Below are 16,393 nucleotides of genomic sequence, written 5' to 3'. Positions count from 1 at the left end.
GGAACGAGCATGGAACTGGAAGAGCTGGAACCTTCGAAGCTGATAGGCCCGCAACAGGACGTTGAAACCGTCGAATCCTGGGCGGATCGCAACGGCCTTACCTACGGCACCGCGCGTGCCTGGGCCATGAAAGGCGTAGTGCCTACGGTAAAGCTCGGCAAGCGCCGCATGGTGAATAGCACTCTGCTGCGCTCCTGGCTGCTGGAACAGGAGTGGACGGCATGAGCAACGGGCCTTGCGTCGTTCCAGTAGCCAGCTACCACGGCAAAAGCCATCAGAAGCGCTGGCACCGTTGCTTCCGTGGCGACTCTCGCCAGGAATGCCACCTCTTTATAGATATAGCTGTAGCTGACGTGGTTGCGGACGACCCGCTGGCCTCGCTGCTCGCCCAGGAACAGGCCCGCGAGAATTTCCGCATTTATAAGCTGTGGGGTATGGCATGAGCGCTGACCTCTATAGCAAAGAAGCCTTCGCGGCCCTGGTTGGCGTTCCCGTGGAAGTGGTCGCTGGCTGGATCAAGCACGGCAGAGTCCCCAGCGTGAAGCTCGGCAAAACCCGTTTGGTGCGCTTCGTGAGGCCGACCCCATGAGCCGCACAGACGCGCAATTCAAGCTGCGCATGCCTGCTGCACTCCGCGCCCAGATCGAACAAGCCGCCAAAGAGGCGCGCCGCTCCCTGAATGCTGAAATCGTCCTTCGCCTTGAGGCGAGCTTTGCCCAGGTAAAGCAGGAGGTTTCCCAGTGATCTACGCCAGCTCCGGTTACCCAGGCGAGGGCATGAGCTATGACGCCATTCAGCTACAGCAACCAGCAGCACGCCGAGAACTGCGACTGCTCTGTCTGCTGGTCAAAAGCCGAGATGGCCAAGCCCGATCCTTGCCCCTCCACACCCTGCGACCAATGCCGCCCCGCGTTTGCCCAACCCGTGCGCACTCTCAAGATGCGCCTCGTCGCTGGTGCCTGGACGCCCTTGCTCTCCCAATGGGAAATCATCCCGGCCTTTACCTGCGCGAAACACACGCCAAGCGACCGACCGCCCAAGTATTGGAGCGTTGTGGCCAACATCGGCAAGCCCGTGCCTTTCGTTCCCCTGCACGAACCTTTCGAACTGACGGGGTGAGCGCATGAAAGTCTCCTTCCGCGTCGCTCGCTACCTGTTGGCTCTGCTCTGGCATTGGTCCCTGCCATTCACATTCGGCGCGTTGTTCGCCTCTGTGCTGGCCATCAAGGGCGTACAGGAAGGTGTCGAATTGCTTGATGAAGCCCTAGACGCTTCCATCACCCGAGTGGCCGACACCTGCGCCATCCCGCCCGAGCCACCCGACAGTAGATCGCCGCCTGTGTCCGGGGCTGGTTTACCAGTCGCGGGCGCAGGTGGCGAAACGGGATGACAAGGGCGAGGCCCTTGGTGTTTCTACTTAATACATCAATAACATTGATGTGTGCTTAATTCGAAAGTCTCAATTAGTTCCAATTCAGCACAATGTGTAATGCCAAAACTTAAATAATCAAAAGATTTCATGATGGTTTTAATCGCTTTAAAAACTGCGTATTAATAACTAGGAAATTCCACCGCAAGCCGCGCCAAACCTAGCAGGCAAAGAACTTTAGCAGTTCTTCTGCTTGGGATTACTCGGCCTGCAAAAAGGCAAAACCGCGCACTAACGCGCAACTAAGCGAGGAAACAAAAGATGGCACGTTCAACTATGGAAGTTGCATTTCTTGGCACTCAACGTTTCGACGGTGAAAACGGCCAGAAGTACATCAAGGTGTTTTATGGCGATGAGCCGGACGGCAAAACCGAACACGGCCTGTCCATCATCGGCATGGCTGCTGAGGAAGATGCAGCCGAAGAAATCTTCGCCGCTGGCACCCGCTTCGAACCCCTGCAACTGGTACGCATCACCTTCGACGTCGCTCGCGGTGGCCAGAACAAGGGCAAGAATCTGGCCCTGCACATCGAAGCGGTAGACAAGCCAACCGCTCGCGCTGCCGCTCCACAAGCCAACGCCCAGAGCAGCCCAGGCTGCCGATCCGGCTAAAGGCTGAGGGGCAGGGCCGTGCTGATCGGTGATCGCGTCGTCTGTGATGAGTGCCTGTGTGTGATGGGCCAGCTCCATCACATGCCTGCTGCACAGAGCGACCTGCTCAGCGACTTCCGCACGGCCCCCGACTACGCCGTCTGCCCGGATTGCCAGACCTCCCAGCTCGCTGCAGAGCTCTGGCCTGAATTGGTGGACGCATGAACTTCATCGCGTGCGATGGCGTATGGCAAAGCGCCGGCCAGACCCCGGTTTGCGTCGGCACCCTGACCACCGTCGCACAAAACGAAATCAGCCCATCCGGGCTGACTGCTGAAGACCATGCGCAGATCCGGGAACACGCCTTGATTCTGTTCGCCATTGTCTTCGGCGCTCTTGTGCTGAAGAAGGCACTCAAACTCTAGGAGATCTACCCATGCAACATTTCAAAAACCTTCGTCGCTCCCTCGGCGCTGCCGCTGCCACTGGCTTGATGGTTGTGCAACAAGCCCACGCTGCTCTCCCGGCTGATGCCGAAACCGCCCTGACCGATGCCCAGGCTGACGGCATCAAGGTCGCCGGTATCGTCCTCGGCATCATCATCGCGATTGCCGCCTTCAAATACATCCGCCGTGCGCTGTAAGGCACTGCACTCACCAAAAGCCCGATAGGCAGCTATCTGGCTTTTTCACATAAGGGCGCAACCATGGACGCAAACATGCTGACCACCGTGATCATCCTGGCCGCGTTCTGGGCCTTGCTGTTTGGGCGGGTGTAAGCATGAGCGTTTCGCGTTCTCTACTGCCGTTGCTTCTGCTGTGTTGTTTGCTGGCCGCTTCTAACGCCCGGGCGGTTCAATTCGAATGGAAGGTCGATGGCGCTCCCGGTACTTTTTCATCGCCTAGCGCCGCTTGTCAGTCCTGGATTCAACATATCAACAGTACTCGGCCAACTGACGGCAAGTATTCTCTAGGTAGCGTCGAGCGCATCGGGCCAAATCAATATAGATGCCCAGCTAATAACCCAAATGGTTCTTGGGCATTCAATGAAATTGCCAAGCGCGCCGGTGATGCCTGTCCGCCCGAAAACGACGACTCCACCGGTGAGTGCATTCCTCCGCCGCCCCCTGATCCCTGCGAAGCGCTGTCCGGTTCAACCTCGTCGTTCTTCGCCACGGTGCCCAATGGCGGCACCTCGCTGCCCGGTGAATACGTCTGCAACAACGCGTGCCGCGCCACGTGGTCAGGTCAGTGCGGTTCAAATGCTCAAGGGGTTTCCGCGTGCTGGGGGCTGGCGACCTTTACCGGTGGCAGTTGCCAAGCCGGTGACACACCCACCGGTGTGGGCACCCCACCTGTAGACCCGACTGATCCAGATCCCACCGATCCCTCGAACAACTGCGGCCCAGGCCATACATGGTCAGGCACCACCTGCGTGCCCACCGACCCCACGGACCCAACTGATCCGACAGATCCAACCGATCCAACAGACCCGACCGATCCCACAGATCCCGACAACCCTGGCGGTGATGGTTCTACCGGCCCTGGCAATGGTGGTGGAGACGGTGACGGAAATGGCGATGGCGATGGCGACGGTAATGGGGATGGCAATGGAAACGGCGACGGTGATGACGGCGACCCCAGCGAAGGGGATGGCGAGGAAGAATGCGACCCAGCCAAAGACCCCAAAAAGTGCGGCCAATCCAGTGTCAGCGGTGACACCTGCGATGCCGAGTTGAAGTGCGAAGGCGATGCCATTCAGTGCGCAATCCTGCGCAAGAACAAAGAGCAGGTTTGCCAGTGGAAATACGACGAAGGCGTTCGCGGCTCATCGCCGCTGAGCTGTCCGGCCCTGATTACCAGCTGGAAGAAAAGTCCGTAGGCGTCGGCTCTCTGTTCAATGACGCCCTCAGCAAAGGCCGCTGGTTGCCCAGCTCCTGCCCAGCACCTGAATCCATCAGCGTCATGGGGCGCAGCTATTCGCTGAGCTGGGAACCGGTGTGCCGCTTCGCAACCGCCATAGGGCCACTGATTGTTGCCCTGGCCTCGATCTTCTTCGCCGTCTCCATCGGCCGCGCACTCAAGGGGTCTTGATATGCCGTTACTTCCTATCCTTGCCACCTTCCTCGGTTCCATCGTTTCCGGTCTGGTCTTCCGGGCGTTGGCCTCGCTGGGCTTTGCCTACATGTCCTATGTCGGCATCGGCCGGCTGATCGACACGGTAGATGTCTACATCAAGGGCCTGTTTGGCGCGGTTCCGCCGTCGGTTGCCGCCGTCCTGGGGATGGCCAAGGTGGATGTAGCGATCAACATCGTGATCGCCGCTGTGATTGCTCGGCTGCTGCTGGCGGGGATGGATAAAGTCACCGGCACCATCACCGGCCTGGCTCTGCTCAACAAGGCAGGTGGCTGATGTTTGTCCTGCGCACGGGCTTGCAGGGCAACGGCAAGACCCTCAACACCATCAAGGAAGTGGATGCCAAAGCCGCCAAGGAAGGCCGCGAGGTGTTCTATCACAACATCCGTGGCTTCAATCCGCAGCATGAAGCCCTGCAGGCGGTATGGACTGAATTCGACACGCCCCAGGAATGGTTCAAGCTGCCGAACAACGCGATCATTGTCATCGATGAGGCGCAGACCTTCTTTCGTATTCGTAACCAAGCCTCAGCCGTGCCGGCCTATGCCAGCGCCCTGGAAACCATGCGCCACAGTGGCCATGAGCTGCACTGCATTACCCAGAATCCCGGCCTGATCGATCACCACTTTCGCAAGCTATGTAACTCGCACATCCACTACGTGCGCGGCCACAAAGGCAAGGTGATCAAGCGCTGGGAGTTTGAGCGGGTCAACATGGATGTGGAGAAGAAGAACGTCTTCAGCGATGGCCAGGCCACGCGCATCCTGATCGATAAGAAGTACTTCGGTGTTTACCAGTCCGTGGCCGAAGGCTCGGAACACCACATGAAGTTCAAACCGCCGCGGGCGTTGTTTGTCTTCATCGGCTTAGTGCTGCTGATCGGCTACTTCAGCTACGACGTGTACCAGAGTCGGTTTGCACAGCCTGAACCTAAACCGGTCGAGCCTGCAGCAAGCCAAGTAACACCGTCAGGCGTGATGCCGGCCACCGTCCAAGGCGAGCCTGAACCGCTTACAACAGACGACTACATCGCCTTACGGGTGCCACGTCTGCCCGATGTGCCCAGCTCCGCGCCGATCTATGACGACATCACCCGGCCAGTGACCTATCCCAAGCTGTCCTGCATGTACACCGCCGACCTCGGCATGGTGGCGAAGAACAACAAGCGGCTGGCTGTTGGGCAGCGTGACGGCAAGATTTACGGCTGCAGGTGCAACACCCAGCAAGGGACGCGGGCGGTGGTGTCGTTTGAAGCCTGCATGGCCTACGTCGAGGAAGGCGCCTTTGATCCTGCCAAGCCGGATCGAATCGCCCAGCCATCGCTCGACCCTTCCCAACCACAACCCGCGCAACAGCCTGCACCGCCGCCCGCCTCAAGACCTGCACCGTCCGCGAACGCGTTAGCGCCCCATGACTCGGGGTGGCCGTCGTTGCACGGTTACCAGGGTGCATTGTGAAAGAGCGCAGCAGCGGCACGCTCGGCGCGGCGGTGAGAGTGCGCGTGAGGCACGAGCGCGCTGATGCGCCGCCGCGCATGCGCTGACGTCCCTGTAACACGTCAGATAAACACGTTTAAACAGTGTCAATTCGTCACTATTTGGAGCAGAAGAAAATGACCATAAAAGATCAAATTCGGGTAGACCGTCAGTTCAAAGAGTCGGCAACTGGTCGCGTCTTTTTCGACCAGAAAACAGCCACGATCACCGACCTGACAAAAGTCCGTCTGCTGCGCTGTGGCGTCGACACTGTGCGCCAGCTTTACAAAGGCATGATCCGCCCGGAAATCATGGCGCTGTTCGACAACCCAGGCACCCTGGTCGACTTTGCTGGCCAGCGTTGGCATTCAGGCCGGGTAGGGCGTGACTCCGGCTACCAGTACAAGCTGCAGAACGCAGACCTGGGCATCATCTTGTTGGTGAAGAACTTCAACGCCAAGTTAGACAGCATCGGCCCACACCTGAAAATCGAGGTGTCACCCCACGCAATCGACAGCCTGTCACCTGAGCGCCTGCAGGCCAGATTGGACTTCTACGCCGCCCAGGTAATGACTCACGTTGAAATCAACCAATGTGCCGTCCACCTCGCGTTAGACCTCCAGGGCTGGACACCGCCCGCCGATCTGGTAGCCCGCATGCACTGCAAAGCCAGGACGCACCGCGATATATCCGGCATCAATGAAATCAACTGGGCGACCAAATCCAGCACCTACGGGCGTGGGGAAACGTCCATGTTTGGCTCTGCCAGTGGCGTACAGCTCTGCATCTACAACAAGACCGAACAGGCCAAGGCCACTGACAAGCTCGACTACTGGGAAAGCGTCTGGAAGCGCCGTGACAGCTTCGATGCAGCCGACCCAGACAACTACAACCCCGAGCAAGCCGTATGGCGTGTAGAGCTGCGTTATCACCACTCAATCATCCAACAATTCGCCAGTGGCTCGCTCGATGTGAGAACCGGGCAAGCCATCGACACTCGCTCATTCGAAGCCTTTGCCGGGCATCTAGACGGCCTTTGGCGTTATGGCTTACGCCAGTTCAAGTTGCTCGACCGCCCAGGCTATTTTTCGCCTATTTGGACGCTCATTCGTGAAGATGTGCGCGTAGATCTGCCGGTCGATTCGCTGCTGGATGACACTGAATACAAGCGCTACTACAAGACCTCCCGTGGCTTCTCGGGCAAGAACGTTGAACTGTTCCTGGGCAACTTCGTAAGCCTTTTGGCAAGGGAACGGGTGGGTGCAAAAAAGGCCTTTGACCGGCTGCAAACCTGGGAATGTTGGCCGGTCATTCGTGATCACTACGCCGCCAAGGACATGAGCGAATACGACATTTACCAGCACATAAAGAACCTACTGGAAGAACGCAACGTCAGATGGGGCAGGGCGGTCTGATGGCTATTGAGCAACAACCGGACGGACGCTGGAAAGTCGATGTTGAACCCATCAAGGGCAAGCGCTTTCGTAAGACGTTCAAGACTAAAGCTGAAGCTCAGCGCTTCGAGGCAACGTGCCGTGCGAAGGTCATAGACGCCCCTGCGTGGTCACCGAAACCCAGGGACAGACGCCGCCTAACTGACCTGATCGACCGATGGGCAACATTGCATGCAAACACCCTGAGTGATGGCGAAGCTCGTCGTCGATTGCTCGATAGCCTCGCTAAAGATCTGGGTAATCCGATAGCCATCAAGCTGACAGGCAATGAGTACGCTGAGTATCGAACCAACGCGCTCAAGGCTGGTGCCAACTCCAAGACCTTAAACAACCGTCTTGGCTACCTGCGCTCTGTATTCAACGTGCTGTATCAGCTCGGCGACATTGACTATGCAAACCCGCTCGCGCGTGTCCGTCCACTTCGCCTGCAGGAAAAGGAACTGGCCTACCTGACCGGTCAGCAGATCGAAACGCTGTTCACGACCATCCATAGCTATTGCCGAACACCGCACGTCGCCATGATCGCGGCAATCTGTCTGGCTACTGGTGCTCGATGGGGAGAGGCTCAGGCACTGACACCCGATAAGGTGCGCAACCAGCTGGTTACGTTCGTAAATACGAAGGGGAAGCGAGTTCGCGCCATACCCATCGCCCAGGAACTAGAGCTGCGGATATTGAGCCACCTCAAACAGTACGGTGCATTCCCTAAATGCCTAAACAGCTTTGACAAGGCTCTAGCTAAGTCCGCTCTTCCTATTCCTGCTGGGCAGTCATCGCACGTGCTGCGCCATACCTTCGCGTCGTACTTCATCATGAACGGCGGAAATATCCTCACGCTGCAAAAAATCCTCGGGCATACGTCGCTGGCCATGACAATGCGCTATGCACACCTATCGCCAGATCACCTGCAGGACGCCGTCAGGTTTGGACCAGTTCAAAACCTAGATCGAATTTTTAATGTCCAGGGATAGAAACGAAAAAGCCCAGCATTTAGCCGGGCTCTTAGGCGTCGATCAGATACTTAGTTTTTCAGCATCTCTTGGCCGGTTGCCTGAAGGCTGTATTCAGAGATCAACTGAGAAGCCTGAAATAACCTCACATCAAAGGTAAAGCTGGCACCAGCCTGGGCGTCTGCAACGTACTCTGGCACCAGAGTTTTCAGTAAGTAGCTACCACTCGCGGTAAACCCCGTTTTCATCACAGTTTTAGTGCCACCATGTAGGCGGGAAGTGATGCGTATTGCGTAATTGATCGCGGGGCCGGTGAAATTTTTGTTTAAGCTCACCCGCAGGTTTCCTGGCTGTCCTGCAGGTCGAGCGATCTCTACATACATATGCTGATAGTACTTCACAGCGTTAGCTAGATTAGGACTCGTCCGACTGCAGCTTCCGATATTTCCCGCCGGCTTAGTGAAATAATCGAAGCGGCTAATAGAAGGCATGGTGCATGCAACTATTCCATCGACCAGCTGTGAAATCTCGTAAGTCGGCGTAAAGCCGAACTGATCATTAGCCCTTGTCACCACGAACGCCGGTGATACGTCCAAGAGCTGAACTGGGTGTGTGATAACTAACCCGTTCTCAGGTGTGCGGTAGCGGATGGCCTTACGGGTCGGGCAACCGCCATGGGGAATAGCAGTCTCTACTGTCAGATAACCTGCAGGTCGAGAGATATTCTCGCACTGAGTAATGGTGGCAGCGCTGGCGGTGACTGATGCAACCAATGCAGCTGCACCAATAGCCATGCAACCGAGCAGACGGACTTTCATTTGAAACACTCCTTGTTGTGATAAATCCTGCCGATCTATGCCTGATCGAATGCGGCCAAAGCTAGCATACCTGTCAGCCTGAAACCCGAACGCCAGCACAGAAAATTGATCATTTAGTCAAATCTTCGCTTTGTCCTGATTTCGACACTTCTTCGACACTTGCCCAGCCTGAAACGAAAAAGCCCCCGAAACTCTATGAATTTCAGGGGCTTAGACGATCTATATGGCGGGAAGATAGGGATTTGAACCCTAGGTGCTATCGCTAACACAACGGATTTCGAATCCGTCCCGTTCGGCCACTCCGGCATCTTCCCGTGGCGGCGCGCATGATAACAGCAGAAGTGCGTTTGGCGAACCCCTGGGTTGAAATTTTTCGCATGCTTTCAAATGCTTGCGATCAAAGGCTGTATGCAGGAGTGAAATCTGCATGGTGGGGGCTAAGCAATCACCGCAGAGCCTGGGCTAATCCATCATCTGCAGTCGCTAAATACGACGCGCGGCGTTGAATCACAGGGCAGCACTTTGGGTCTTGATCGTCGTGTGAGCGCGCGTTAATCCGTCGCCAGTTCTGCTCGATTGCGACCCTGGGTTTTGGCCTGGTAGAGCGCGGCATCTGCACGCTGTAGCAGCACTTCAGCGCTACTCTCAGCGGTAGGGATGATCGATACCACACCGATACTCACGGTTACCTGGCCTATGGGTGAGCGGGCGTGTGGTAGTTCCAGAGCGGCCACTGCTTCTACGACTCTTTGGGCAATATCCAGTGCACCAGTGGCATTGGTCATCGGTGTGATAAAGACAAATTCCTCACCACCATAGCGCGCCACTAGATCACTGGACCGGCATACCGTGGCGGCAAGTGCTTGCGCGATCTGCCGCAGGCAGGCATCACCGGCGGGATGGCCGTAGTGATCGTTGTACGGCTTGAACCAATCGACATCGAGTATGGCCAGTGCCAGGGGATGGTTCAGGCGTTGGGCGCGCTGCCATTCCTGCTGCAGGATGCTGTCGAAGTGACGGCGGTTGGCGATGCCAGTCAGGCTATCGGTCAGGCTCAGGGCTTCAAGCTTGCTATTGAGCAGTTGCAGTTCATCGGTACGCTGCGCCACGCGCTGTTCCAGCTTGCGTTCGGAGCTTTGCAGGGTATCCACCAGCTGTTGTTGCGCCTGCAGTAATTCGGCCTGCACCTTGGCTTTTTCACGGCGCATCACATTGAAACGGTCGGCCAGGGCAAAAGCCAGCAGGAGCATTTCCAGTGCTGAACCCAACTGGATGGCATCCACTGTAAAGGCGTTGGTGGGGACGATACCCATCGCTCTGAGTGTGGTTGTCGCACCACCGAGCATCAGCAAGGCAAAAGCAGCCAGGAAGAAGTAGGCGCTGCGCTGGCGCTTGAGGGCGCAGGCGACCACGACTATCAGCACTATTAGCACGTTGCCCAGGTACAGCATGACTGTCCCGCGGGCCAGCATGGGCAGGGCCAGAGCGAAGGCCACTGGGGTGAGCAGGAACAGAACGATCAGCCCTTGCAGCAGGCGATCCACGCGCGGCATGAGCTGAGCGGTACGCAGCATGCGCCGCATGAACAGCATCAGTGCGCTCACCGTCAGCGATGCGCCGGAGTAGTAGGCGATATTTGAATCAAGCATTGTTCCGCCCGAAAACAGCTCACCGACCAGACCGTTCTTGATCGCCAATGTGCAGGCCAAGCTGCTGACAAAGGCTACGTAGAGCAGGTAAATACGGTCGCGCAGGGCGAAGAACAGCATCAGGTTGAACAGGATCATGGCGCTGGCAATGCCGAAGTACCAGGCCTGGGCCAAATAGTCGTTACGCTCATGGGCGTGGAAGGCTGGTGGCGACCAAAGCTGCAGCGGGATCAGTAAACCGATGCTCGACTCTATGCGTAGGTACAGCACTTGCTCGCTGGCAGGCGGCAAGGTGAGAGGAAAGACGAAGTTGCGGTTGGGGTAAAGTCGCGGGGTGGCGGTGTCGCTGCCCGTGCTGATGATCTGGTAGTCACCATGAGCGTCGGGCACGTGCGCCTGAATATGCGAGATTCGCGGGTTATCGACTACCAGCATGCGTTCAACTGGCGCTGCGCTGCTGTTGCGCAGGGTCAGGCGTAGCCAGTAAGCCGAGCGAGTAAACCCGAGTGCCAGGGAGCTGCTGGCCGGTAAGTCAGTCTTGAAGCGTGCAGCCTGCGTCGGTGTTTCTACCTCTGCCCGCGTCAGGCTGCCTTCAGGGTCTTCCAGCAGCGCAACAAACGCGGTGAGCGACAGTGGGCCATCCGGCATCGCGGTGACGTCCAATACGTCTTCAGCCGACCAGGCTGGAAGCGCCAGCCAGACCATGCTGAGCAGCAGCAAGGTCATCAGGTGCTGATAGACGCGATGGGCGCGCATGTGAACTACCTGCAGATGCTTGAGATAAATGACTGGGGTGAATCCAATCGGTTGGTGATCAGGTAGGGTTCATCTACTTGAGCGGGCTAGTACGCCATAAAAATGCGTAGTGGCCAACGCGTATCAGTGGTGGCAATGGTTAACCGGGTAGCGGCGTGATTTTCCTGACGGCATCGATCCAGTCGGGGTTCAGTCGAGGTTGATCGGTATCCATGCCCAGCTTCTCCATGCGCTCCTTGTGCTGATTAATTTCCGCCACCACTTCACTGAGGGAGCTGGTGTTGCCGTCCAACTGATGCATTTGGGTCAGGCCCAGGTGGTAGAAGCGCAGCAGCTGCATGGCAGCGGGGTCGCGGGCGGCGACGCCGGCTTTGACGTGGTGCATCAGGTTGGTGATGCGCATCAGGCTGCGTTTCAGGCGCCAGCCGTATACGGCTGCGGCCATAAAAGGCTGTGGCCACAGCAGCACGCGCACCAGAGCTACGGTGAGCATTAATGCAGCGATAACCCCACCGAGGTTCCAGCGAAAGTTGTCGCCGCCTGGGGTGCCGAACAGTAGTACGGCGCTGCTCGATAGCAGCATGGCCAGGGCGACAAAGATTGCCGCGATGGTCAGGGTGCTGCGGCGGGTTTGCTGGCGGTAGGTTTCAGGAGTGCGCTGCTGGATTTCGAACATCGGAGCCACGGGAATTCTCACTTGAGCGGGTGGTAGCGGCGTTGCTTACGGGTAGGGCAGGCCGTGGGTGTCGAAGCATGCGGCAAACGCTGCAAATTATGCGCGATTGCCCGGCAACAGGTATCTTCGCCCATCCCTTGACCGCATCGCTTAAGGATTTACCGGGTTTATGAGCCGTACTGTGTTTCAGTTTGTGATTATCTGCGTAGCAGCGCTGTGTTCGAGCGCTGCGTTGGCCAAGGTTGAGGTGCAGGCTGGGCAGCACAAAAGCCTCGGGCTGATTCTCGTGGCCAAGGTCTCCGAGGATATTGCGCCTGGCGATTACGAGCTACTGCTCAAGGGCATCAAAGCCAACCCCGGCAAGTATGCGAAGAAGATCGTCATGCTCGACAGCATTGGCGGCAGCGTATCCGAGGCCATCCGCATTGGGCGCTTGCTGCGTGAAACCGGCTTCGATGCTCTGGTGCCGTCCACCGGGGTGTGCCAGGGCAGTTGTGTGTACCTGCTGGCGGCCGGGCACGCTAAAACTGTACGCGGTTATGTGGGTATTCACCGGCCGTATTATGCGGGCAGTGATTCGGTACATTCGGCATCCGCCTTAGGGGCGAGTCGGGCCTCTCAGGTTGATTATTTCAAGGAAATGCAGATTCCCTCGGCGCTGCTTGACGTAATCAACAGCACTGAACCGTCGCGCATGCGTGTGCTGACGCCGGCTGAGCTGGCGCGCTACCGCTTGAAGTAAGGCCGGCGCCTGGTGGCGTTCGCGTGCGGTTAACTGGTGCGGTGCCTTTCGAAGAAGCTCATGACCTGTTTGCTGGCGTCCTCGCGGGGCATGTCATAGCGCTGCTGCACCAGATTGGTCAGCTTCAGCGCATCGCCTTCGGATTTGATCAGTTCATCCAGGGTCAGCTCGTCCCAGACGATCAGGGCCAAGCCGGCCAGTTTGTGCCAGTTTTTCTGGATGATTTCAGCAAGGGGGCTGCTCATGTACGGTGCTCCTGAGGTTGCCGGTCTGGGCCGCTTGTAGGGTCAGAACGGAATTGTGCTCAGGCCAGCTTGTCATGGCTGGCGACAACCAGTCGGTGCGCTACAGCGCTTATGCGGGCTGGCGTACCGACGCCCTATCGATTCGCCGCTAGTCTGATTACCGCGCCGCAGCTGATGTGGCGTGGCAATTGCTCTACTTCGCAGGCCCGTTGAGAAACGTAGGCGAGGCAGGCAAAACAAGGCAACAACATGCTAGGAAGCGGAGTTTACGAGCTGTAAATGAGCATGACTCGTTTCACTTGCCCTTCGGGTTGCACTGAAGCGCATTAGCCGCAAGCGGCTTGCCGAGCCTGTTTGTAACGCAGGATTGCCAACGCAGGTAGTTTCTCAACGGCCTGTTAGGGTCACATGGGCCTGTTCTGGACGCCTTTCGCCACCTCAAGGATATGCCGCAATGTCGATGATCGAACCTGTGCTGCTGACTGCGGCACGTGTCTGTACATATGCCGGTGAGCAGTTGCTGACCAACGCCAGTGGCTTTTACTTCGCCCGTGATGAGCGCCTGTTTCTGGTGAGCAGTCGGCATGTGATGTTCGATGAGCCGAGCCAGCACTTTCCTGATCGGATCGAGATCGAAGTGCACACCGATCTGCACAATGTGGCGCAGACCACCGGCTTCTCCATGCCGCTCTATCGTGACGGCCAGAGCCTCTGGCGGCAGGGCTGCGATGGCGCCGGTGAGGTCGATGTGGCCGTGCTGGAAATTGAACGCGCAGCGCTGCCTAAGAGCATGGTCTATCACGCCTTTACCCCGGAGCACCTGCTGCAGCCGCAAACCCCGGTGGAAGTTGGCACCTCGTTGCTGGTGGTGGGTTTCCCTCTGGGGTTTCACGACACCCTGCACCATATCGCGGTGGTGCGGCATGCCGTGGTGGCGTCGTCATTCGGCCTGCGTTTTCAGGGCCAGGGTTACTTTCTCACCGATGCGCGTACGCACCGCGGCACCAGTGGCGCGCCGGTGGTCATGCGCATACCGAACAGTGACGCGGATGAATTGCCTTGGGTGCTGCTGGGCGTGCATTCGGCGCGGCTCGATCTGGGCAGTCGGGATATCGAGGTGGACGAGGCTTTGGGGCTCAATTGCACCTGGTATGCCGATATTCTGCTGACCCTGACTGAGTAGGGCCTGAGCTCAACGCTGCGTCTGTGCCTGTGTCTGCGGCTCGGAGGCAGTGGCCATATTGATGTCCTTGACCAAGCCTGCTGTGGCCTTGATCACCTCACGGGCCATGCTGGTTTCCTGCTCGTTGTGAGTCTGTGCCACCAGTACCACATCACTGTGGGTAATGGCTTTGTTCACCAACTTGGCAAAGCGCCCTCGATGCTGGCCTGGGGCCGCTGAGGCGCCAATCACGCTGCCGAGAAAACCGCCGATAAACGCGCCCATGCCCATCAGCGTGAGTGGCGCCAGCACTGGGCTGGCGCTGAGCAGGCTGACATTACTGACCAGCAGAGCGACCTCGATCAAGGCACCGATGCCGATACCAATCCCGGCACCGATGCTGATGTCGATCAGCATGTCCCTGAGCACCTTGTTGCTTTTCGCCTGTGGCGCAGGAGCAGGAGGCGCGTCCGCGTTGCCGGCGACTATCTGCAGTTGTTCGCTGTGCATGCCACGCTGAATCAACTGGGCCAACACCTGTTCGGCGGTGCTGCGCTGGGTAAAGAAGCCTGAGGCGTGGTGACGGTAGAGGTCCATCGTGCTGCTCCTGATCCTGAACCGTCGTCGACGGTTGAGACGCCAGCTTAGGCGCCGCTCACGGGCGTGTCTGTGCGCCGGCGTACGCAGGCTTGAGGAATGCGGCTATGCGCGCCAGCGTACCGACAGGCGTTCGCCGAGATGCGATTGTCGCTCCCGGCGAGCTGCAACTGTGGCGTGAGTGCAGCGTTTCAAGCCGGAGTTCAGCCTCTACTTGCCTGTGCATTAATCGTCGGAGATGCGTGATGAAAATCTATTACCGCCCGCTCTTGCTGGCGTTTGCCATTGCCTATGCCGTCCTCGCCGTGTGCAGCCTGCTGATTGCCATGAGCCTGGCGCAGAGCGCCATGCCATAGGTCCTGACTCCAACCCCCGAGAATGCTGTCTGCCGCGCTGATAGAGCGCAGTGGCTTAGCCCACCTGGGCGCGTACGCGGCGAACGCTGTGCCGTGCTCATCCGTAATTGTTTTTGAGGACATTCCTATGAACAGGACTTCATCCATCGTCGATGGCATGGCTGCGTTGCGTTTTGCCGGCCTTTGCGCCGGGTTGCTGATGCTCAGCGCCTGCGCCTCACCGCCACTGCCGCCGAGCCAGGCGTTGCAAGCCGCCGAGTCGGCGATCAGCAATGCCGAGCAGGCCCGTGTGGCCGACTATGCCTCGCCGGAATTGGGCGTCGCGCGGGAGAAACTCACTGCCGCCAATGCTGCGGTACAACGTGAAGAGATGCTGCTGGCAGAGCGCCTGGCGGATCAGTCGCGGGTTGAGGCCGAGCTGGCCCTGGCCAAGTCGCAGGCGACCAAGGCCAAGGTGGTCAATGACGAAATGCGCAAAAGCACCAACAGCCTGAAACAGGAAATGCAGCGCAACACAGGAGCACCACAATGAACACTGCCCATCACGTTAAGTACTTGCTGCTGGCCGCTGCGATCAGCCTCACTGTGGCCGGTTGTGCCTCGCCACCTAGCATGCCGCAAGGCGCCGCCGACGTGCGCAACAAGCTCACGCAGCTGCAAGCCGATCCACAACTGAATACGCGTGCACCGGTTGCGCTCAAAGCGGCCGAGCAAGCGGTGATCAACGCCGAGCAACCGCGTAAGGACCAGCCTGAAGAACAGGCATTGGGCCAGCATTTGGTGGTGATGGCAGACCGCCGGGTAGAAATTGCCAGTGCCTTGGCGCAGGCGCGATTCTATGAGGACCAACGCAAGGTACTCAGCGAACAGCGCGCAGGCGCGCGCTTGGATTCACGCACCCAAGAGGCCGATCAGTTGCAGCGCCAGCTTGATGAGCTGAATGCCAAGCAAACCGAGCGTGGCTTGGTGATGACCTTGGGTGATGTGTTGTTTGCCACAGGGCGTTCCGAATTGCGTGCGGGCACGGCGAATAACCTGGGCAAGCTGGCGATTTTTCTTAAGCAAAACCCTGAGCGTCGCGTGATGATTGAAGGGCATACCGACAGCGTTGGCAGCGAGGAAAACAACCTGAGTTTGTCCCAGCGTCGTGCCACTTCGGTGATGAGTTACCTAACCATTCAAGGTGTTACGCCAAGCCGTTTGAGTGCTTCAGGTAAGGGCGAGAGCATGCCGGTTGCCGGTAATGAATCGGCCTCGGGTCGACAGATGAATCGCCGTGTTGAACTCATCATCAGCGAAGAGTAAAGCGCGCAGCGTCTGTTGCAGGGCCGCGCACTAGCGGCCCTGCATGGCGTTC

General features: G+C 58.1%; 25 protein-coding genes and 1 tRNA gene. 20 read left to right on the top strand and 6 right to left on the bottom strand.

The genetic code is table 11. The features are described 5' to 3' along the window. Positions 1 to 9 precede the first annotated feature (9 nt). The 16 genes from ACIGEK_RS12985 to ACIGEK_RS12910 all read left to right on the top strand — a co-directional run bounded on the left by ACIGEK_RS12985 (position 10) and on the right by ACIGEK_RS12910 (position 8,056). Positions 10 to 225: a DNA-binding protein gene (locus ACIGEK_RS12985; RefSeq protein ID WP_090252690.1), complete on the top strand. Its 216-nt coding sequence runs from the start codon at positions 10 to 12 to the stop codon at positions 223 to 225. Continuing rightward, a complete protein-coding gene (locus ACIGEK_RS12980) occupies positions 222 to 443 on the top strand; it encodes a hypothetical protein (RefSeq protein ID WP_397493704.1) in 222 nt (73 codons plus the stop codon). The genes ACIGEK_RS12985 and ACIGEK_RS12980 overlap by 4 nt, the downstream gene beginning before the upstream one ends. Then, positions 440 to 589: a hypothetical protein gene (locus ACIGEK_RS12975; protein WP_397493703.1), complete on the top strand. Its 150-nt coding sequence runs from the start codon at positions 440 to 442 to the stop codon at positions 587 to 589. Before ACIGEK_RS12980 ends, ACIGEK_RS12975 begins: the two co-directional genes overlap by 4 nt. Further along, on the top strand, positions 586 to 744 hold the full coding sequence (locus tag ACIGEK_RS12970; RefSeq protein ID WP_397493702.1) for an Arc family DNA-binding protein: 159 nt from the start codon (positions 586 to 588) through the stop codon (positions 742 to 744). Before ACIGEK_RS12975 ends, ACIGEK_RS12970 begins: the two co-directional genes overlap by 4 nt. 39 nt (positions 745 to 783) lie before the next feature. Beyond that, complete coding sequence (locus ACIGEK_RS12965; protein WP_397493701.1) at positions 784 to 1,119, top strand: DUF5447 family protein; 336 nt, start codon at positions 784 to 786, stop codon at positions 1,117 to 1,119. Between the two features lie 4 nt (positions 1,120 to 1,123). Continuing rightward, a complete protein-coding gene (locus tag ACIGEK_RS12960) occupies positions 1,124 to 1,390 on the top strand; it encodes a hypothetical protein (RefSeq protein WP_397493700.1) in 267 nt (88 codons plus the stop codon). Positions 1,391 to 1,690: 300 nt separating this feature from the next. Then, on the top strand, positions 1,691 to 2,041 hold the full coding sequence (locus ACIGEK_RS12955) for a hypothetical protein (RefSeq protein ID WP_397493699.1): 351 nt from the start codon (positions 1,691 to 1,693) through the stop codon (positions 2,039 to 2,041). An 18-nt stretch (positions 2,042 to 2,059) separates the two neighbouring features. After that, positions 2,060 to 2,245 (top strand): hypothetical protein, encoded by a 186-nt coding sequence (locus ACIGEK_RS12950; RefSeq protein ID WP_397493698.1) that lies wholly within the window; start codon positions 2,060 to 2,062, stop codon positions 2,243 to 2,245. Further along, positions 2,242 to 2,445: a hypothetical protein gene (locus ACIGEK_RS12945; protein ID WP_394238697.1), complete on the top strand. Its 204-nt coding sequence runs from the start codon at positions 2,242 to 2,244 to the stop codon at positions 2,443 to 2,445. The genes ACIGEK_RS12950 and ACIGEK_RS12945 overlap by 4 nt, the downstream gene beginning before the upstream one ends. Before the next feature lie 11 nt (positions 2,446 to 2,456). Beyond that, positions 2,457 to 2,663, top strand: a complete 207-nt coding sequence (locus ACIGEK_RS12940) for a major capsid protein (protein WP_397493697.1) — start codon at positions 2,457 to 2,459, stop codon at positions 2,661 to 2,663. Positions 2,664 to 2,800: 137 nt separating this feature from the next. Next, on the top strand, positions 2,801 to 3,901 hold the full coding sequence (locus ACIGEK_RS12935) for a hypothetical protein (RefSeq protein ID WP_397493696.1): 1,101 nt from the start codon (positions 2,801 to 2,803) through the stop codon (positions 3,899 to 3,901). Positions 3,902 to 3,984: 83 nt separating this feature from the next. Next, complete coding sequence (locus ACIGEK_RS12930) at positions 3,985 to 4,113, top strand: virulence factor TspB C-terminal domain-related protein (RefSeq protein ID WP_397494015.1); 129 nt, start codon at positions 3,985 to 3,987, stop codon at positions 4,111 to 4,113. Between the two features lies 1 nt (position 4,114). Then, on the top strand, positions 4,115 to 4,432 hold the full coding sequence (locus tag ACIGEK_RS12925) for a DUF2523 domain-containing protein (protein WP_397493695.1): 318 nt from the start codon (positions 4,115 to 4,117) through the stop codon (positions 4,430 to 4,432). Continuing rightward, positions 4,432 to 5,613 carry a zonular occludens toxin domain-containing protein gene (locus tag ACIGEK_RS12920; RefSeq protein WP_397493694.1) on the top strand — a complete coding sequence of 394 codons (1,182 nt, stop codon included), beginning with the start codon at positions 4,432 to 4,434 and terminating at the stop codon, positions 5,611 to 5,613. Before ACIGEK_RS12925 ends, ACIGEK_RS12920 begins: the two co-directional genes overlap by 1 nt. 155 nt (positions 5,614 to 5,768) lie before the next feature. After that, positions 5,769 to 7,046, top strand: coding sequence for a hypothetical protein (locus ACIGEK_RS12915; protein ID WP_397493693.1), 1,278 nt, complete (start codon positions 5,769 to 5,771; stop codon positions 7,044 to 7,046). Next, the gene (locus tag ACIGEK_RS12910; RefSeq protein WP_397493692.1) at positions 7,046 to 8,056 is read left to right on the top strand and encodes a tyrosine-type recombinase/integrase; all 1,011 of its coding nucleotides are present in this window, start codon (positions 7,046 to 7,048) and stop codon (positions 8,054 to 8,056) included. The genes ACIGEK_RS12915 and ACIGEK_RS12910 overlap by 1 nt, the downstream gene beginning before the upstream one ends. Positions 8,057 to 8,106: 50 nt before the next feature. Here the strand turns inward: ACIGEK_RS12910 and ACIGEK_RS12905 are convergent, their stop codons facing one another. The 4 genes from ACIGEK_RS12905 to ACIGEK_RS12890 form a co-directional block, all read right to left on the bottom strand. Continuing rightward, positions 8,107 to 8,853 carry a hypothetical protein gene (locus tag ACIGEK_RS12905; RefSeq protein WP_397493691.1) on the bottom strand — a complete coding sequence of 249 codons (747 nt, stop codon included), beginning with the start codon at positions 8,851 to 8,853 and terminating at the stop codon, positions 8,107 to 8,109. A gap of 224 nt (positions 8,854 to 9,077) precedes the next feature. After that, positions 9,078 to 9,167 (bottom strand) — tRNA-Ser (locus ACIGEK_RS12900). A gap of 237 nt (positions 9,168 to 9,404) precedes the next feature. Beyond that, the gene (locus tag ACIGEK_RS12895; RefSeq protein ID WP_397493690.1) at positions 9,405 to 11,258 is read right to left on the bottom strand and encodes a diguanylate cyclase; all 1,854 of its coding nucleotides are present in this window, start codon (positions 11,256 to 11,258) and stop codon (positions 9,405 to 9,407) included. 139 nt (positions 11,259 to 11,397) lie between these two features. Then, positions 11,398 to 11,934, bottom strand: a complete 537-nt coding sequence (locus tag ACIGEK_RS12890; protein ID WP_397494014.1) for a DUF3087 domain-containing protein — start codon at positions 11,932 to 11,934, stop codon at positions 11,398 to 11,400. Between the two features lie 169 nt (positions 11,935 to 12,103). On the opposite strand from ACIGEK_RS12890, the gene ACIGEK_RS12885 reads away from it, so the two are divergent. After that, on the top strand, positions 12,104 to 12,676 hold the full coding sequence (locus tag ACIGEK_RS12885) for a hypothetical protein (RefSeq protein ID WP_397493689.1): 573 nt from the start codon (positions 12,104 to 12,106) through the stop codon (positions 12,674 to 12,676). A gap of 29 nt (positions 12,677 to 12,705) precedes the next feature. On the opposite strand, the gene ACIGEK_RS12880 is transcribed toward ACIGEK_RS12885, so the two are convergent. Then, positions 12,706 to 12,921 carry a CsbD family protein gene (locus ACIGEK_RS12880; protein ID WP_397493688.1) on the bottom strand — a complete coding sequence of 72 codons (216 nt, stop codon included), beginning with the start codon at positions 12,919 to 12,921 and terminating at the stop codon, positions 12,706 to 12,708. A 454-nt stretch (positions 12,922 to 13,375) separates the two neighbouring features. Here ACIGEK_RS12880 and ACIGEK_RS12875 point away from each other — a divergent pair, with 454 nt between their 5' ends. Further along, positions 13,376 to 14,104: a trypsin-like peptidase domain-containing protein gene (locus ACIGEK_RS12875; protein ID WP_397493687.1), complete on the top strand. Its 729-nt coding sequence runs from the start codon at positions 13,376 to 13,378 to the stop codon at positions 14,102 to 14,104. Between the two features lie 9 nt (positions 14,105 to 14,113). On the opposite strand, the gene ACIGEK_RS12870 is transcribed toward ACIGEK_RS12875, so the two are convergent. Next, positions 14,114 to 14,680, bottom strand: a complete 567-nt coding sequence (locus ACIGEK_RS12870; RefSeq protein WP_397493686.1) for a hypothetical protein — start codon at positions 14,678 to 14,680, stop codon at positions 14,114 to 14,116. Between the two features lie 483 nt (positions 14,681 to 15,163). On the opposite strand from ACIGEK_RS12870, the gene ACIGEK_RS12865 reads away from it, so the two are divergent. Both ACIGEK_RS12865 and ACIGEK_RS12860 read left to right on the top strand, forming a co-directional pair. Then, positions 15,164 to 15,568 (top strand): DUF4398 domain-containing protein, encoded by a 405-nt coding sequence (locus tag ACIGEK_RS12865; protein WP_397493685.1) that lies wholly within the window; start codon positions 15,164 to 15,166, stop codon positions 15,566 to 15,568. Beyond that, positions 15,565 to 16,341 (top strand): OmpA family protein, encoded by a 777-nt coding sequence (locus tag ACIGEK_RS12860; protein ID WP_397493684.1) that lies wholly within the window; start codon positions 15,565 to 15,567, stop codon positions 16,339 to 16,341. The genes ACIGEK_RS12865 and ACIGEK_RS12860 overlap by 4 nt, the downstream gene beginning before the upstream one ends. Positions 16,342 to 16,393: the final 52 nt, after the last annotated feature.

It is taken from the genome of Pseudomonas sp. NPDC079086 (genome assembly GCF_044542155.1).
Lineage (GTDB): Bacteria > Pseudomonadota > Gammaproteobacteria > Pseudomonadales > Pseudomonadaceae > Aquipseudomonas.
This window is presented reverse-complemented; position numbering and strand designations above follow the sequence as displayed.

Coding starts and splice junctions, on each gene's coding strand:
- ACIGEK_RS12935 (WP_397493696.1), top strand. CDS start 2,801: ATGAGCGTTTCGCGTTCTCTACTGCCGTTGCTTCTGCTGTGTTGTTTG.
- ACIGEK_RS12940 (WP_397493697.1), top strand. CDS start 2,457: ATGCAACATTTCAAAAACCTTCGTCGCTCCCTCGGCGCTGCCGCTGCC.
- ACIGEK_RS12955 (WP_397493699.1), top strand. CDS start 1,691: ATGGCACGTTCAACTATGGAAGTTGCATTTCTTGGCACTCAACGTTTC.
- ACIGEK_RS12875 (WP_397493687.1), top strand. CDS start 13,376: ATGTCGATGATCGAACCTGTGCTGCTGACTGCGGCACGTGTCTGTACA.
- ACIGEK_RS12965 (WP_397493701.1), top strand. CDS start 784: ATGACGCCATTCAGCTACAGCAACCAGCAGCACGCCGAGAACTGCGAC.
- ACIGEK_RS12870 (WP_397493686.1), bottom strand. CDS start 14,680: ATGGACCTCTACCGTCACCACGCCTCAGGCTTCTTTACCCAGCGCAGC.
- ACIGEK_RS12970 (WP_397493702.1), top strand. CDS start 586: ATGAGCCGCACAGACGCGCAATTCAAGCTGCGCATGCCTGCTGCACTC.
- ACIGEK_RS12895 (WP_397493690.1), bottom strand. CDS start 11,258: ATGCGCGCCCATCGCGTCTATCAGCACCTGATGACCTTGCTGCTGCTC.
- ACIGEK_RS12860 (WP_397493684.1), top strand. CDS start 15,565: ATGAACACTGCCCATCACGTTAAGTACTTGCTGCTGGCCGCTGCGATC.
- ACIGEK_RS12890 (WP_397494014.1), bottom strand. CDS start 11,934: ATGTTCGAAATCCAGCAGCGCACTCCTGAAACCTACCGCCAGCAAACC.
- ACIGEK_RS12980 (WP_397493704.1), top strand. CDS start 222: ATGAGCAACGGGCCTTGCGTCGTTCCAGTAGCCAGCTACCACGGCAAA.
- ACIGEK_RS12915 (WP_397493693.1), top strand. CDS start 5,769: ATGACCATAAAAGATCAAATTCGGGTAGACCGTCAGTTCAAAGAGTCG.
- ACIGEK_RS12985 (WP_090252690.1), top strand. CDS start 10: ATGGAACTGGAAGAGCTGGAACCTTCGAAGCTGATAGGCCCGCAACAG.
- ACIGEK_RS12960 (WP_397493700.1), top strand. CDS start 1,124: ATGAAAGTCTCCTTCCGCGTCGCTCGCTACCTGTTGGCTCTGCTCTGG.
- ACIGEK_RS12975 (WP_397493703.1), top strand. CDS start 440: ATGAGCGCTGACCTCTATAGCAAAGAAGCCTTCGCGGCCCTGGTTGGC.
- ACIGEK_RS12880 (WP_397493688.1), bottom strand. CDS start 12,921: ATGAGCAGCCCCCTTGCTGAAATCATCCAGAAAAACTGGCACAAACTG.
- ACIGEK_RS12885 (WP_397493689.1), top strand. CDS start 12,104: ATGAGCCGTACTGTGTTTCAGTTTGTGATTATCTGCGTAGCAGCGCTG.
- ACIGEK_RS12910 (WP_397493692.1), top strand. CDS start 7,046: ATGGCTATTGAGCAACAACCGGACGGACGCTGGAAAGTCGATGTTGAA.
- ACIGEK_RS12945 (WP_394238697.1), top strand. CDS start 2,242: ATGAACTTCATCGCGTGCGATGGCGTATGGCAAAGCGCCGGCCAGACC.
- ACIGEK_RS12930 (WP_397494015.1), top strand. CDS start 3,985: ATGGGGCGCAGCTATTCGCTGAGCTGGGAACCGGTGTGCCGCTTCGCA.
- ACIGEK_RS12925 (WP_397493695.1), top strand. CDS start 4,115: ATGCCGTTACTTCCTATCCTTGCCACCTTCCTCGGTTCCATCGTTTCC.
- ACIGEK_RS12865 (WP_397493685.1), top strand. CDS start 15,164: ATGAACAGGACTTCATCCATCGTCGATGGCATGGCTGCGTTGCGTTTT.
- ACIGEK_RS12905 (WP_397493691.1), bottom strand. CDS start 8,853: ATGAAAGTCCGTCTGCTCGGTTGCATGGCTATTGGTGCAGCTGCATTG.
- ACIGEK_RS12920 (WP_397493694.1), top strand. CDS start 4,432: ATGTTTGTCCTGCGCACGGGCTTGCAGGGCAACGGCAAGACCCTCAAC.